This window comes from Stenotrophomonas sp. STEN014, assembly GCF_056760315.1.
Genome location: NZ_JBRREN010000004.1, coordinates 181,858 through 194,497 on the forward strand (window position 1 = coordinate 181,858; position 12,640 = coordinate 194,497).

At 64.8% G+C, this 12,640-nt stretch carries 12 protein-coding genes; 9 read left to right on the forward strand and 3 right to left on the reverse strand.

Annotated features, from left to right (window positions below; translation table 11 throughout):
* Window positions 1-39: 39 nt before the first annotated feature.
* Window positions 40-702: an exopolysaccharide biosynthesis protein gene (locus ACVOMC_RS07525; protein WP_054656795.1), complete on the reverse strand. Its 663-nt coding sequence runs from the start codon at window positions 700-702 to the stop codon at window positions 40-42.
* Window positions 686-2,029 carry a hemolysin family protein gene (locus ACVOMC_RS07530; RefSeq protein WP_057506540.1) on the reverse strand — a complete coding sequence of 448 codons (1,344 nt, stop codon included), beginning with the start codon at window positions 2,027-2,029 and terminating at the stop codon, window positions 686-688. The genes ACVOMC_RS07525 and ACVOMC_RS07530 overlap by 17 nt, the downstream gene beginning before the upstream one ends.
* A 278-nt stretch (window positions 2,030-2,307) precedes the next feature.
* Here ACVOMC_RS07530 and ACVOMC_RS07535 point away from each other — a divergent pair, with 278 nt between their 5' ends.
* The gene (locus ACVOMC_RS07535; RefSeq protein WP_481523459.1) at window positions 2,308-2,934 is read left to right on the forward strand and encodes a DUF47 domain-containing protein; all 627 of its coding nucleotides are present in this window, start codon (window positions 2,308-2,310) and stop codon (window positions 2,932-2,934) included.
* 12 nt (window positions 2,935-2,946) lie between these two features.
* A complete protein-coding gene (locus ACVOMC_RS07540; protein WP_054656796.1) occupies window positions 2,947-4,068 on the forward strand; it encodes an inorganic phosphate transporter in 1,122 nt (373 codons plus the stop codon).
* A 217-nt stretch (window positions 4,069-4,285) separates the two neighbouring features.
* On the opposite strand, the gene parE is transcribed toward ACVOMC_RS07540, so the two are convergent.
* Window positions 4,286-6,175 carry a DNA topoisomerase IV subunit B gene (parE, locus tag ACVOMC_RS07545; protein WP_054656797.1) on the reverse strand — a complete coding sequence of 630 codons (1,890 nt, stop codon included), beginning with the start codon at window positions 6,173-6,175 and terminating at the stop codon, window positions 4,286-4,288.
* Window positions 6,176-6,332: 157 nt separating this feature from the next.
* Here parE and ACVOMC_RS07550 point away from each other — a divergent pair, with 157 nt between their 5' ends.
* The 7 genes from ACVOMC_RS07550 (at window position 6,333) to truD (ending at window position 12,632) form a co-directional block, all read left to right on the forward strand.
* Window positions 6,333-6,587, forward strand: coding sequence for a hypothetical protein (locus ACVOMC_RS07550; protein WP_481523460.1), 255 nt, complete (start codon window positions 6,333-6,335; stop codon window positions 6,585-6,587).
* A gap of 131 nt (window positions 6,588-6,718) precedes the next feature.
* Complete coding sequence (locus ACVOMC_RS07555) at window positions 6,719-8,383, forward strand: CTP synthase (RefSeq protein WP_481523461.1); 1,665 nt, start codon at window positions 6,719-6,721, stop codon at window positions 8,381-8,383.
* Between the two features lie 309 nt (window positions 8,384-8,692).
* On the forward strand, window positions 8,693-9,985 hold the full coding sequence (gene eno, locus ACVOMC_RS07560; protein WP_054656800.1) for a phosphopyruvate hydratase: 1,293 nt from the start codon (window positions 8,693-8,695) through the stop codon (window positions 9,983-9,985).
* A 3-nt stretch (window positions 9,986-9,988) separates the two neighbouring features.
* On the forward strand, window positions 9,989-10,342 hold the full coding sequence (ftsB, locus tag ACVOMC_RS07565) for a cell division protein FtsB (protein ID WP_057506555.1): 354 nt from the start codon (window positions 9,989-9,991) through the stop codon (window positions 10,340-10,342).
* Window positions 10,339-11,040, forward strand: a complete 702-nt coding sequence (ispD, locus tag ACVOMC_RS07570) for a 2-C-methyl-D-erythritol 4-phosphate cytidylyltransferase (protein WP_481523462.1) — start codon at window positions 10,339-10,341, stop codon at window positions 11,038-11,040. Before ftsB ends, ispD begins: the two co-directional genes overlap by 4 nt.
* A gap of 51 nt (window positions 11,041-11,091) precedes the next feature.
* On the forward strand, window positions 11,092-11,592 hold the full coding sequence (gene ispF, locus ACVOMC_RS07575) for a 2-C-methyl-D-erythritol 2,4-cyclodiphosphate synthase (RefSeq protein WP_481523463.1): 501 nt from the start codon (window positions 11,092-11,094) through the stop codon (window positions 11,590-11,592).
* The gene (gene truD, locus ACVOMC_RS07580) at window positions 11,589-12,632 is read left to right on the forward strand and encodes a tRNA pseudouridine(13) synthase TruD (protein ID WP_481523464.1); all 1,044 of its coding nucleotides are present in this window, start codon (window positions 11,589-11,591) and stop codon (window positions 12,630-12,632) included. Before ispF ends, truD begins: the two co-directional genes overlap by 4 nt.
* Window positions 12,633-12,640 lie beyond the last annotated feature (8 nt).

The following is a 12,640-nucleotide window of genomic DNA, read 5'->3' on the forward strand; positions in this document are numbered from 1 at the left end:
GCGGCCTCGTTGCCGCCCCTCCGCGCTGTGCAATTTCCGTCAGCCGCCGGTCCAGCGCTGCAGCAGCTGGCCGGTATGGCTGACCAGTTGCCCGGAGCCGAGTCCGAAAAACATGCCGGCGGCAACGGCTGCCACCCAGTTGAACAGCATCAGCGCGCCATCGCGCTCGATCAGGGCCAGTGCAAACAGCAGCAGCTGGAAGCCGAACAGGTAGTTGGTGAACGGAATCGGCAGCGACAGCAGCAGGCCGACCAGGATCAGCAGCAGGCCAGTGAACATCCGTGCCGGCAATGGCCGGAGCAATGGCGCCATACGCGGTCTGAGCATCCGGTCCAGCCGCCGCAACGGGCGGCCGATCTTGCCCAGGAACCTGTGCATGGTCGCGCGCTTGGGGCCTCGGCGGGCAATGAAGCCGGGCACCCAGGGTCGCGACAGTCCGCCCAGCAGTTGCACGCCGATCAGCACCACCAGCGGGCCGCTGACCGCACCACCGACGCCCGGGATCGGAATGAACGACGGCAGGATCGCGATGAACAGGAAAACGCCGAAGGCGCTTTGCTGCAGGTTCTGCAGGATATGCCGCAGCGGCAGATGTTCGGCCGGATCGCCATGCTCGAACAGGGCCAGCAGGGTGCGGATACCCTCGTTGCGGTAGCCGTCGCTGCCGGTGCCGTCCGCGGCGGGGTCAGCCGGTGAGTTCATCGGCATCTTCCTCGGCCAGCTTGCGCAGCAGCAGCTTGTCGATGCGCGCGCCGTCCAGGTCGACGATTTCGATGCGCCAGCCCGCCCAGTCGAAGTACTCGCCGGCGTGGGGGATGCGGCCGAAATAGTGCATGCACATGCCGGCCAGCGTGTAGTAGTCGCCTTCCTCCGCGTCAGGCAGCGCGGCGCCCTCCATCAGTTCGCGCAGGTCATCGATCGGCAGCGAGCCGTCCACCAGCTGCGAGCCGTCTTCACGGGTGACCACCAGGGCGTCCTCATCGGTGTTTTCCGGCGCCTGCAGGCGGCCGACCACGGCGCCCATCAGGTCGCTGATGGTCACCAGCCCTTGGATCTCACCGTATTCATCCACCACCAGGGCCATCGACTGCTGCTCCTCGCGGAAGATTTCCAGCAGTTTCATCGCATGGGTGGACTCGGACACATACAAGGTCTCGCGCAGATTCTGGAACAGCGAGTGCTCGGAGCCCTCCAGCCGGGTGACCAGGGTCTTCACCTCCAGAATGCCGACGATGTCCTGGTCGTTGTCGCGGTACACCGGGTAGCGCGAGAACGCGTGCTCACGCATGGTGTGCAGGTTCTTTTCGGCCGGCGCGGTGGTGTCCAGCCAGGCGATGCGGTTGCGGGGGGTCATCAGGCTGTCGGCGGTGCGGTCGCCCAGGCGCATCACCCGGTTCATCATGTTGCGCTCGTCGGCGTCGATCACGCCCTGCTCGTGGCTTTCGGCCACCAGCATGCGGATCTCCTCTTCCGTCACCGAGGCCGATTCGGTCTGGCCCAGGCCCAGCAGGCGCAGCACCAGATGGGTGGAGCGCGAGAGCAGCCATACGCCCGGCGCGGCGATGCGTGCCAGCCAGCTCATCGGCACCGCCACGACCCCGGCAATGTCCTCCGAGCGGGTCAGGGCGACGCGCTTGGGGACCAGTTCGCCGAAAATCAGCGTCAGATAGGTGATCAGGGCCACCGCCAGGGTCTTGCCGAGGAAGTCGGCATAGGGCTGGGTCGAGCCGAACAGGGCGAAGTTGGCCGACAGTGCCGGGAACAGCGATTGCAGCTGCGCGGCGATGGCGCCGCCGATGGCGTCGCCGCCATAGACACCGGTCAGGATGCCGATCAGGGTGATCCCGATCTGTACGGTCGACAGGAAATTTTCAGGTTTTTCAGACAGTTCCAGTGCACGTGCGGCGCGTTTGCTGGAGCCGGCCATCTGCTTGAGGCGGCTTTTGCGCGAGGTCATGACCGACATTTCGGACATGGCAAAAAAGCCGTTCAGCAGGATCAGGGCGATTACGATGAAAAACTCAAGCACGGGAATCTCCCCGGGTTGGTTGCAGGGGAGGGTGTGTCAGGCAGGCGGCGTCCAAGTCACCACAGGTGTGGTGTACCGGGATTCGCGGCGGGGGATGAGGGTCGTCGTCCATAAGGTGCGCCCTGAAGGCGCCCGCGCATCTTAGCAAAACGCGGCTGGCGGGCGCTAACCGCGGCCTCGCGGGCGCTGCGGACAACCGCAAGGAATACCCGAGATGACTTCTAGCAGTCATAATTCGCGCTGGTGCCGTCCCTCCCGCGACGGCGAATAGGCTCCCCATGTTTTCGTTGCAGACCATTTTCGGTTCCGGCAAGCAGTTCTATACCTATCTTGACGAGGCCGCACAGGCCGCTTCCGACAGCGCGAAGGCGCTGCATTCAATGATGCGCGAAGCGGATCGCGAGCCTGCTCTGGACGCTTTCAAGCTTGCACGTCTGCGCGAACGGGCCGCCTCGGACAAGATCAGCCAGGCGCTGGTGGACAGCTTCATGACGCCGATCGAGCGCGAGGACATCGAAGCACTGGGTTCGGCGCTGTACAAGATTCCCAAGCAGATCGAGAAGTTCGCCGATCGCTATTCGCTGGCCGTGGCGCATCTGGAGCACATCGACTTCGCGCCGCGCGCGGCGATGCTGGAGCAGGCCGCCGGCGTGGTGGTGGAAATGGTCAACGACCTGCGCCACATGAACCTGGACCGGATGACCGCGTTGAACGAAAAGCTGCGCGCGCTGGAGAACGAGGCCGACCGGCTGATGCTGGAGCTGTACCGCGACATCTACTCCGGACGTCTGGACAACCTGCAGATGTTCCTGCTCAAGGAATTCTTCGAGATTCTGGAAAAAGCCATCGACCGTTGCCGCGAGGCCGGTGTGGTGGCGTACCAGATCGTGCTCAAGAACAGCTGACGGGGCCGCTCGATGCTCACCCTAGTACTGGTGGTGATCCTGGCTGCGCTCGTCTTCGAGTTCATCAACGGCTTCCACGACACCGCCAACTCCATTGCCACCGTGGTGGCGACCAAGGTGCTCTCGCCCGGCTGGGCGGTGATGCTGGCGGCCTTCATGAACCTGATCGGCGCGCTGACCGGCACCGCGGTGGCGCTGACCATCGCCAACGGCCTGCTCAATACCGACGTGGTCGCGGTGACGCCACAGGTGATCCTGTGCGCGCTGCTGGGCGGCATCGTCTGGAATCTGATCACCTGGTGGAAGGGCCTGCCGTCCTCCTCCTCGCATGCGTTGATCGGTGGCCTGTGCGGCGCCGGTCTGGCGGCGGCCCACAACAACTGGGACGCGCTGATCTGGTCGCAGAATGTCGGCAACTGGGCGCAGAACAAGGGCCTGTTGTGGAAGGTGTTCGTGCCGATGATCACCTCGCCGATCGCCGGCTTCCTGCTGGGTATTGTGGTGATGTGCCTGCTGTGGGCGATCATCGCCGCCATGGCGCGCGCGGGTGGCCTGTTGCGCCGGCTGGCGCGTCCGCGCTGGGTCAATGCGTTCTTCGGCAAGGCGCAGATCGTGTCGGCGGCCTACATGGGCTTTGCCCACGGCCACAATGACGCGCAGAAGACCATGGGTATCATCGCCATGACCCTGATCGGCGCCGAGGCGACCGGTGCGCTGGATGACCTGCCTTCCTGGCTGGCCTTCATGCATCCCAATGCGCAGGCTGGGGACGGCATCGCGATGTGGATCGTGCTGACCTGTGCGGTTGTGATGGCAGCCGGTACCGCCTCGGGTGGCTGGAAGATCATCAAGACCCTGGGTCACAAGATGGTCAAGCTGCACCCGATCCACGGCTTTGCCGCGGAGACCAGTTCGGCCACGGTCCTGACCCTGGCGGCGCATTTCGGCATGCCGGTCTCGACGACCCACAGCATCTCCACCGCGATCATGGGCGTCGGATTTGCCAAGAACCCCAAGTCGCTGCGCCTGGGCGTGATCGAGCGCATCCTGTGGGCCTGGATCCTGACCATCCCGGCAGCCGGTGGCTGCGCCTACCTGATCCTGAAACTGTTCGAGCTGGTGGGCTGGAACTGACGGCAGCCGGTTGTCAGGTGGCAAAAAGCAAACAAAAAAGCCCGCCAGTGATGGCGGGCTTTTTTGTTGGGCCGCAGATCGGCGAGGCAGGGGTGTGGGTGTTATGTGCCGGAGACGGCTCCGGGTTGTTTGCATGGCTGGAGGATCGGATGTGGCGGGAAGCAGAAAGCCCGCCGGTGAGGGCGGGCTTCGGGTGGTACGGGTCAGGCTGCGGGAATCAGGCTTCCAGTGAAGCCAGATCACCCTTGTTCTCCAGCCATTGCTTCCGGTCCGAGGCGCGCTTTTTGGCCAGCAGCATGTCCATCAAAGAGCTGGTCTGCTCACTGTCGTCCACCGTCAGCTGCACCAGGCGGCGGGTATCGGGGTAGATGGTCGACTCGCGCAACTGCTGCGGGTTCATCTCACCCAGGCCCTTGAAGCGGGTGACGTTGACCTGGCCCTTGAGCTTCTCGCGCTGGATCTTGTCCAGCAGCGAGCGCTTTTCTTCCTCGTCCAGTGCATAGAACACCTGCTTGCCCACGTCCACGCGGAACAGCGGTGGCATTGCCACGAACACGTGGCCGGCATCGACCAGAGCCGGGAAGTGTTTCAGGAACAGGGCGGTCAGCAGCGTGGCAATGTGCAGGCCGTCGGAGTCGGCGTCGGCCAGGATCACCACCTTGCCGTAGCGCAGGCCCGACAGGTCCTCCTTGCCCGGGTCGCAGCCGATGGCTACGGCCAGGTTGTGCACTTCCTCGGAGGCCAGCACGCTGCCCGAGGCCACTTCCCAGGTGTTCAGGATCTTGCCGCGCAATGGCAGGATGGCCTGGAAATCCTTGTCGCGGGCCTGCTTGGCGCTGCCGCCGGCCGAGTCGCCTTCCACCAGGAACAGCTCGGTGCGCGACAGGTCCTGGCTGATGCAGTCGGCCAGCTTGCCGGGCAGGGCCGGGCCCTGGGTGACCTTCTTGCGGGTGACCAGTTTTTCGGTCTTCAGCCGCGCGCTGGCGCGTTCGATGGCGATCTGCGCGATCTTCTCGCCCAGCTCCACATTCTGGTTCAGCAGCAGGCTGAAGGCGTCATGCACCGCACCCTCGACGAAACCGGCGGCCTGGCGCGAGGACAGGCGTTCCTTGGTCTGGCCGGAAAACTGCGGATCGGTCATCTTCAGCGACAGCACGAACGACACCCGGTCCCACACGTCTTCCGGCGCCAGCTTGACGCCGCGCGGCAGCAGATTGCGGAAGTCGCAGAACTCGCGCAGCGCCTCGGTCAGGCCGGTGCGCAGGCCGTTGGCGTGGGTGCCGTGCTGGGCGGTGGGAATCAGGTTGACGTAGCTTTCCTGGACCAGCTCGCCCTCCGGCAGCCAGGCCACGGCCCAGTCCACCACCTCGGTTTCCTTCTTCAGGTTGCCGGTGAACAGTTCGGCCGGCAGCATCTCGCGCTCGCCCAGTTCGGCTTTCAGGTAGTCACGCAGGCCGTCCTCGTAGTACCAGGTGTCGACTTCACCGGTGGCTTCGTCGGTCAGCTTGACGGTCAGCCCCGGGCACAGGACGGCCTTGGCGCGCAGCAGGTGGCGCAGCGCGCGCAGGTTGAATTTGGGGGTGTCGAAATACTTCGGGTCCGGCCAGAAGCGCAGACGGGTGCCGGTGTTCTTCTTGCCAACGCTGCCGACCACTTCCAGCGGGCTGGCGCGGTCACCATCGCGGAAGGTGATGCGGTGTTCGCTGCCTTCGCGGCGGATATGGATCTCCACCAGGGTGGAGAGCGCGTTCACCACCGACACGCCGACGCCGTGCAGGCCGCCGGAGAAGGTGTAGTTGCGGTTGCTGAATTTGCCGCCGGCATGCAGCCGGGTCAGGATCAGCTCGACGCCGGGGATCTTCTCTTCCGGATGGATGTCCACCGGCATGCCGCGGCCGTCATCGCTGACCTCGCAGCTGCCGTCCTTGAACAGGATGACTTCCACCGTCTTGGCGTGGCCGGCCAGCGCCTCGTCGACCGAGTTGTCGATGACTTCCTGCGCCAGATGGTTCGGGCGCGCGGTGTCGGTGTACATGCCGGGGCGGCGTTTGACCGGGTCCAGGCCGGAAAGGACTTCGATGTCGGCGGCGTTGTAACGGGCGTTCATGTATCTCGGTAGGGCGCAAAACGACGCTGGAGTGTGCGGTCTGGCGGCGATTTTTGCACGCGGGGCATTCAGGGCGCGGCGAGGCGGGGCCGGGTATCCTGTGCACGGTCCAATCCAGGCGCTGTCCTGTCTGGCGCGCGAATTGAGGAGGAACGGGATGAAAACATCGAAATTGCTGGTGCTGGCCGCAGTTGCCGCGGCTGTGGTCGCTGCCCCCCTGGTGATGGCGCAGAGCGCCGACAAGGGCAAGACGGCTGAAGCCGCCCAGAATGCATCGGCGGACAAGGCGCAGACCGAGGCCGAGCAGAAAGCCAAGCGCCGTGCGGCAGCTGCCGCGCAGGAAAAAACGCAGGCCAGTCAGCCGGCACCGCGTGAGGAAGAGGAAGAAGAGGAAGGCCGTCGCCGTCGCTGACGCCTGCTTTCAACGATTCGTGGACGCCCCGGCGCAGGTTGGGGCGTCTTTTTTTTGATCTCGCCACATCCCGTGCTTGGGTGTTGAGGCGACAACCTTTAAACTAGGGCTTTCCGGGAGGCGCTTGAGCCATGACCCCCCTTATTTTTGTTACTGGCGGTGTAGTGTCCTCGCTTGGCAAGGGCATTGCGGCCGCGTCGCTGGCCTCCATTCTCGAGGCGCGTGGCCTGAAGGTCACGATGATGAAGCTGGATCCGTACATCAACGTCGATCCAGGCACGATGAGTCCCTTCCAGCATGGTGAGGTCTATGTCACCGACGACGGTGCCGAGACCGATCTGGATCTGGGGCATTACGAGCGTTTTCTGCGCACCCGGCTGAGCCGCAAGAACTCGGTGACCACCGGTCGCATCTACGAGAACGTGATCCGCAAGGAGCGTCGCGGGGATTACCTCGGCGCCACCGTGCAGGTGATCCCGCACATCACCGACGAGATCCGCCGTTGCATCGACGAGGCCACCGCGGGTTTCGACGTGGCGCTGGTGGAGATCGGCGGTACCGTGGGTGATATCGAATCGCTGCCATTCCTGGAGGCGATCCGCCAGGTGCGGACCGAGCGTGGGCCGGAGAAGGCGCTGTTCATGCACCTGACCCTGGTGCCGTTCATCGCCGCGGCCGGCGAGTTGAAGACCAAGCCGACCCAGCACTCGGTCAAGGAACTGCGTTCGATCGGTATCCAGCCGGATGTGCTGCTGTGCCGCTCCGAGCAGGTGATTCCCGATTCCGAGCGCCGCAAGATTTCGCTGTTCACCAACGTGTCCGAGCGCGCGGTGATCAGCGTGCCGGACGTGGAGGTGCTGTACCGCGTACCGATGGGGCTGCACGCGCAGGGCCTGGACGAAATCGTCGTCAATCAGCTCAAGCTGGGTGACAAGGCCGGTCCGGTGGATATGGCCGAGTGGGAGGCGGTGCTGGATGCGGCGCTGCACCCGTTGGACGAGGTGACCATCGCGGTGGTCGGCAAGTACATCGACCACCAGGACGCCTACAAGTCGGTGGCCGAGGCGCTCAAGCATGGTGGTCTGCGCCAGCGCACCCGGGTCAACCTCAAGTGGCTGGAGGCGCAGGAGCTGGAAAGCGCCGGTCTGTCCGCGCTGGACAATGTCGACGGCATCCTGGTGCCGGGCGGCTTTGGTGATCGCGGATTCGAGGGCAAGGTGCTCACCTCCCAGTACGCCCGCGAGCACCAGGTGCCGTACTTCGGTATCTGCTATGGCATGCAGGCGGCGGTAGTCGATTTCGCGCGGCATGTGGCCGGGTTGGAAGGTGCCAACAGCACCGAAAACGACCGCCAGTCGCCGAATCCGGTGATCGGTCTCATCACCGAGTGGCGTACGGCCAGTGGTGAGGTTGAAAAGCGTGACGAGAAATCCGATCTGGGCGGCACCATGCGTCTGGGCCTGCAGGAGCAGCGGTTGAAGCCGGGCACGCTGGCACACGAGCTGTATGGCAAGGACGTGGTGGCCGAGCGCCATCGCCATCGCTACGAGTTCAACAACCGCTATCGCACCCAGCTGGAAGATGCCGGGCTGGTGATCTCGGGCAAGTCGATGGATGACACGCTGGTGGAAGTGGTGGAACTGCCGCGCGACAAGCACCCGTGGTTCCTTGCCTGTCAGGCGCATCCGGAATTCCTGTCCACTCCGCGTGACGGTCACCCGCTGTTTGTGGGCTTTATCCGTGCAGCGCGTGAGAAGAAGGCGGGCGGCAAGCTGCTCAAAGAGGCGCGGGCATAAGTATTTGCGGGCCGGGTTGATCCGCTCTGGCAACGGGGTGGGGTGTGGTCACCTTCGCGACCGCACGTTTCGGTTGCCGCACCTTGGGATGGGCCGCGATTTCGCGGCCCTTCTGCATTGTGGCGGGATCGGTCCGGCGGCGCTGTCAGAACAGCACCGGCAGCCGGGTTCCCATTCAGTCTGTTAGGGGCGCCGCTTTCAATGAAAGCAACGCCCCGCGCCGGTGTCTGCTTCGTTTAAACTTGCCGTCGCTTTTGCGTTTCTTCTTCCGATACCCGATCCATTTCAGACGAGCTCCCGCCCCCGATCATGACCAATATCGCCAAGATCCACGCCCGTGAAATCCTCGACAGCCGTGGCAACCCCACGCTGGAAGCCGAAGTCACCCTGCAGGACGGTTCGTTTGGCCGTGCCATGGTGCCGTCGGGCGCCTCCACTGGCACCAAGGAGGCGGTGGAGCTGCGCGATGGTGACAAGACCCGTTACCTGGGCAAGGGCGTGCGCGATGCGGTGGCCAACGTCAACGGCGCCATCGCCACGGCGCTGAAGGATTTCGATGCGGCCGACCAGGAAGGCCTGGACCGTCGCCTGATCGATCTGGACGGCACCGAGAACAAGGGCCGCCTGGGCGCCAACGCCCTGCTCGGAGTTTCGATGGCCGCCGCGCACGCGGCTGCCGCGTCGAAGAAGCAGGCACTGTGGCAGTACCTGGCGGGCAAGACGGGTGCGACCCCGTCGCTGCCGGTGCCGATGATGAACATCATCAACGGCGGTGCCCACGCCGACAACAACGTCGACTTCCAGGAGTTCATGGTGCTGCCGGTCGGCTTTGATTCGTTCGCCGAATCGCTGCGTGCCGGCACCGAGATCTTCCATTCGCTCAAGTCGGTGCTCAAGAGCCACGGCCTGAGCACCGCGGTCGGCGACGAGGGTGGTTTCGCCCCGGATTTCCGCAGCAATGTCGAAGCGCTGGACACCATCCTCGAAGCCATCGGCAAGGCCGGCTACACGGCCGGTGAGGATGTGCTGCTGGGTCTGGACGTGGCATCCAGCGAATTCTTCGAGAACGGCAAGTACAACCTGGTCGGCGAGAACAAGCGTCTGACCTCCGAGCAGTTTGTCGACTTCCTGGCCGACTGGGCCGCGCAGTACCCGATCATCACCATCGAAGACGGCCTGGCCGAGAACGACTGGGCCGGCTGGAAACTGCTGACCGAGCGCATCGGCAAGAAGGTGCAGCTGGTCGGTGACGACCTGTTCGTGACCAATCCGAAGATCTTCCAGGAAGGTATCGACTCGGGCACCGCCAATGCGATCCTGATCAAGGTCAACCAGATCGGCACGCTGAGCGAAACCCTGGAAGCCATCGCCATGGCCGACAAGGCCGGCTACGCGGCGATCGTCTCGCATCGCTCGGGCGAAACCGAAGACACCACCATCGCCGATATCGCCGTGGCCACCACTGCCACCCAGATCAAGACCGGCTCGCTGTGCCGCAGCGACCGCGTTGCCAAGTACAACCAGTTGCTGCGTATCGAGGAAGCCCTCGGCAGCAACGCGCGTTACGCCGGTCGTAACGCGTTCGTCTCGCTCAAGCGCTAAGCCATGCGCAACTGGCGCTGGCTGCTGCTGGTGCTCGCGGTACTGCTGGCATTGCTGCAGTACCGTTTCTGGTTCGGCCCGGGCAATTCGGGTGAAGTGCTGATGCTCGAAGCCCAGGTCGCCAACCAGAAGCGTGACAACGAAGGTCTGCAGCAGCGCAATGATGCGTTGGCGGCCGAGGTCAAGGATCTGAAGGAAGGCGAGGCTGCCATCGAGGAGCGCGCGCGCAGCGAGCTGGGCATGATCAAGCCGGGTGAGAAGTTCTATCGCGTGGTGGAGAACGCTCCGGTCATCGCGCGCGCGGCGGTGGGCGGTGGACAGGGCAATCCGGCGCAGCCAGCGGAGGATCTGCCATGAGTGTCACCCAGGTATGGGCGGTGGTGCCGGCTGCAGGTCGCGGTACCCGATTTGGTGGGCCCGTTCCCAAGCAGTATCTGCAGGCCGGCGGTCAGCCCCTGCTGGCGCACACGCTGGAATCGCTGCTGTCCCATTCCGGTGTTGCCGGGGTCATGGTGGCGATCGCCGAGAACGACGCGGACTGGCCGGGATGGACTTCATTTGCCGACAAGGCGGTGCTGACCTGCACCGGCGGTGAAACGCGCGCATTGTCGGTACTGGCGGGGCTGCAGGCGCTGCCGGACAGTGTCCGTGCCGACGATTTCGTGCTGGTCCACGATGCGGCGCGTCCGAATCTGGCGGCGGCCGATCTCGGGCGCCTGCTGGAGGTAGGGCGTGCCGATCCGGTCGGTGCGATTCTGGCGGCACCGGTGCGCGATACGCTCAAGCGTTCTGGCGATGATGGCGGCATTGATCGTACCGAGCCGCGTGAGCGTCTGTGGCGCGCGCTGACTCCGCAGCTGTTCCGTCGTCACCAGCTCACCCGTGCGCTGATGGATGCCACTGCCGCCGGCGTCGAGGTGACCGACGAGGCCATGGCCATGGAGCTTCAGGGGGCCCGGCCGTTGCTGGTGGAAGGGGCCGAGAGCAATTTCAAGGTCACCACGCCGGCGGATCTGGCCCGTTTCGAATTCGAGCTGTCGCGGCGCGATGGCTGACTGTCCGCTGGCGCTGCGAGCGCTGGCTCTGCATAGAAGTAGCGAATCCCCATGAACAGTTCTGTTTCTTTCCCGCCGATCCGCATCGGCCAGGGCTATGACGTCCATGCCTTCGGCGAGGGCGACCACATCATGCTCGGCGGGGTGCGCGTGCCGCACCACTGTGGCGTGCTGGCGCACAGCGATGGCGATGTGATCCTGCATGCGCTGTGTGATGCGATGCTCGGTGCGGTGGCGCTGGGCGATATCGGTGTGCATTTCCCGCCATCGGATGACCGCTGGAAGGGGGCGGACAGCAGCCGGTTCGTCAGCCATTGCAATGGGCTGCTGCGTGAACGCGGCTGGCAGGTCGGGAATGCGGATATCACCGTGATCTGTGAGCGGCCCAAGGTCGGCCCGCATGCGCTGGCGATGCGCGAGAAGGTTGCGCAGCTGCTGGGAATCGAGTTGGAGCGGGTCAGCATCAAGGCCACCACCAGCGAGAAGCTGGGATTCACCGGCCGTGGGGAAGGCATTGCCGCGCAAGCGGCCGTGCTGCTGGTGGCGCTGTGAGCGCGCTGCCGCTGGCGTTCGGTGCGCCGTTGCTGACGGCGGACATCCGCACCGTGCCGGAAGATTTCCAGGTGGATGAATTGCCGGCATTCGAACCAACCGGCGAGGGGGAGCATCTGCTGCTGGAGATCCGCAAGCGCGGTGCCAATACCGTGGCCGTGGCCAAGCGCCTGGCGCAGTGGGCGGGCGTGCCGGAGATGGGCGTCAGCTACGCCGGGCAGAAAGATCGTCATGCGGTCACCACGCAGCGTTTCAGCGTGCACCTGCCCAAGCGGGTGTCGCCGGATGTCGCCATGCTGGAGTCCGATGAGATCCATGTGCTCTCCGCGACCTGGCACAACCGCAAGCTGCAGCGCGGCGCGTTGGCGGGCAACCGCTTCAAGCTGGTGTTGCGCAAGGTGCGCGGTGATGTGGCGGCGATCGATGCGCGGTTGCAGATGATTGCCGAGCGCGGCCTGCCGAACTGGTTCGGGGAGCAGCGTTTTGGCCGGGATGGCGGCAATGTGCCGGCGGCGCTGGCGATGTTTGGCGGACGCCGGGTGCGTCAGGACCAGCGCTCGATGCTGCTGTCCGCGGCCCGTTCGGCCCTGTTCAATCGCGTGCTGGCCGCGCGTGTGGAGCACGACAGCTGGGATCGGCCGCTGGACGGTGAGGTGTGGATGCTCGATGGCAGCCGCTCGGTGTTCGGCCCCGAGCCGATGAGCGAGGTGCTGGCCGAGCGGCTGGCACGTTTCGATATCCATCCCAGTGGCCCGTTGTGGGGCTTGGGCGAGTTGCGTTCCACCGGCCAGGCGCTGGCGCTGGAGTCCGCGGCCCTGGCCGATGAGCAGGCCCTGGCGTTGCGGGCGGGTCTGGAGGCGGCGGGGCTGAAGCAGGAGCGGCGACCGCTGCGGTTGCGTCCGGCCTTGCTGCAGCATCAATGGCTGCAGGACGGTGTGCTGGAGATGTCATTTGCACTGCCACCGGGCTGCTATGCCACGGCGGTGCTGCACGAGCTTGGTGCCGTCAACGATGCCAGCCAGGCTTACAGCGACAGCTGAGGTCTGGC

What these genes read in the sequence shown, in the direction of transcription:
- ACVOMC_RS07540 (WP_054656796.1), top strand. Translation starts at nt 2,947, where the DNA reads ATGCTCACCCTAGTACTGGTGGTGATCCTGGCTGCGCTCGTCTTCGAG.
- parE (WP_054656797.1), bottom strand. Translation starts at nt 6,175, where the DNA reads ATGAACGCCCGTTACAACGCCGCCGACATCGAAGTCCTTTCCGGCCTG.
- ftsB (WP_057506555.1), top strand. Translation starts at nt 9,989, where the DNA reads ATGCGCAACTGGCGCTGGCTGCTGCTGGTGCTCGCGGTACTGCTGGCA.
- ispD (WP_481523462.1), top strand. Translation starts at nt 10,339, where the DNA reads ATGAGTGTCACCCAGGTATGGGCGGTGGTGCCGGCTGCAGGTCGCGGT.
- ACVOMC_RS07525 (WP_054656795.1), bottom strand. Translation starts at nt 702, where the DNA reads ATGAACTCACCGGCTGACCCCGCCGCGGACGGCACCGGCAGCGACGGC.
- eno (WP_054656800.1), top strand. Translation starts at nt 8,693, where the DNA reads ATGACCAATATCGCCAAGATCCACGCCCGTGAAATCCTCGACAGCCGT.
- ACVOMC_RS07555 (WP_481523461.1), top strand. Translation starts at nt 6,719, where the DNA reads ATGACCCCCCTTATTTTTGTTACTGGCGGTGTAGTGTCCTCGCTTGGC.
- ispF (WP_481523463.1), top strand. Translation starts at nt 11,092, where the DNA reads ATGAACAGTTCTGTTTCTTTCCCGCCGATCCGCATCGGCCAGGGCTAT.
- ACVOMC_RS07550 (WP_481523460.1), top strand. Translation starts at nt 6,333, where the DNA reads ATGAAAACATCGAAATTGCTGGTGCTGGCCGCAGTTGCCGCGGCTGTG.
- ACVOMC_RS07535 (WP_481523459.1), top strand. Translation starts at nt 2,308, where the DNA reads ATGTTTTCGTTGCAGACCATTTTCGGTTCCGGCAAGCAGTTCTATACC.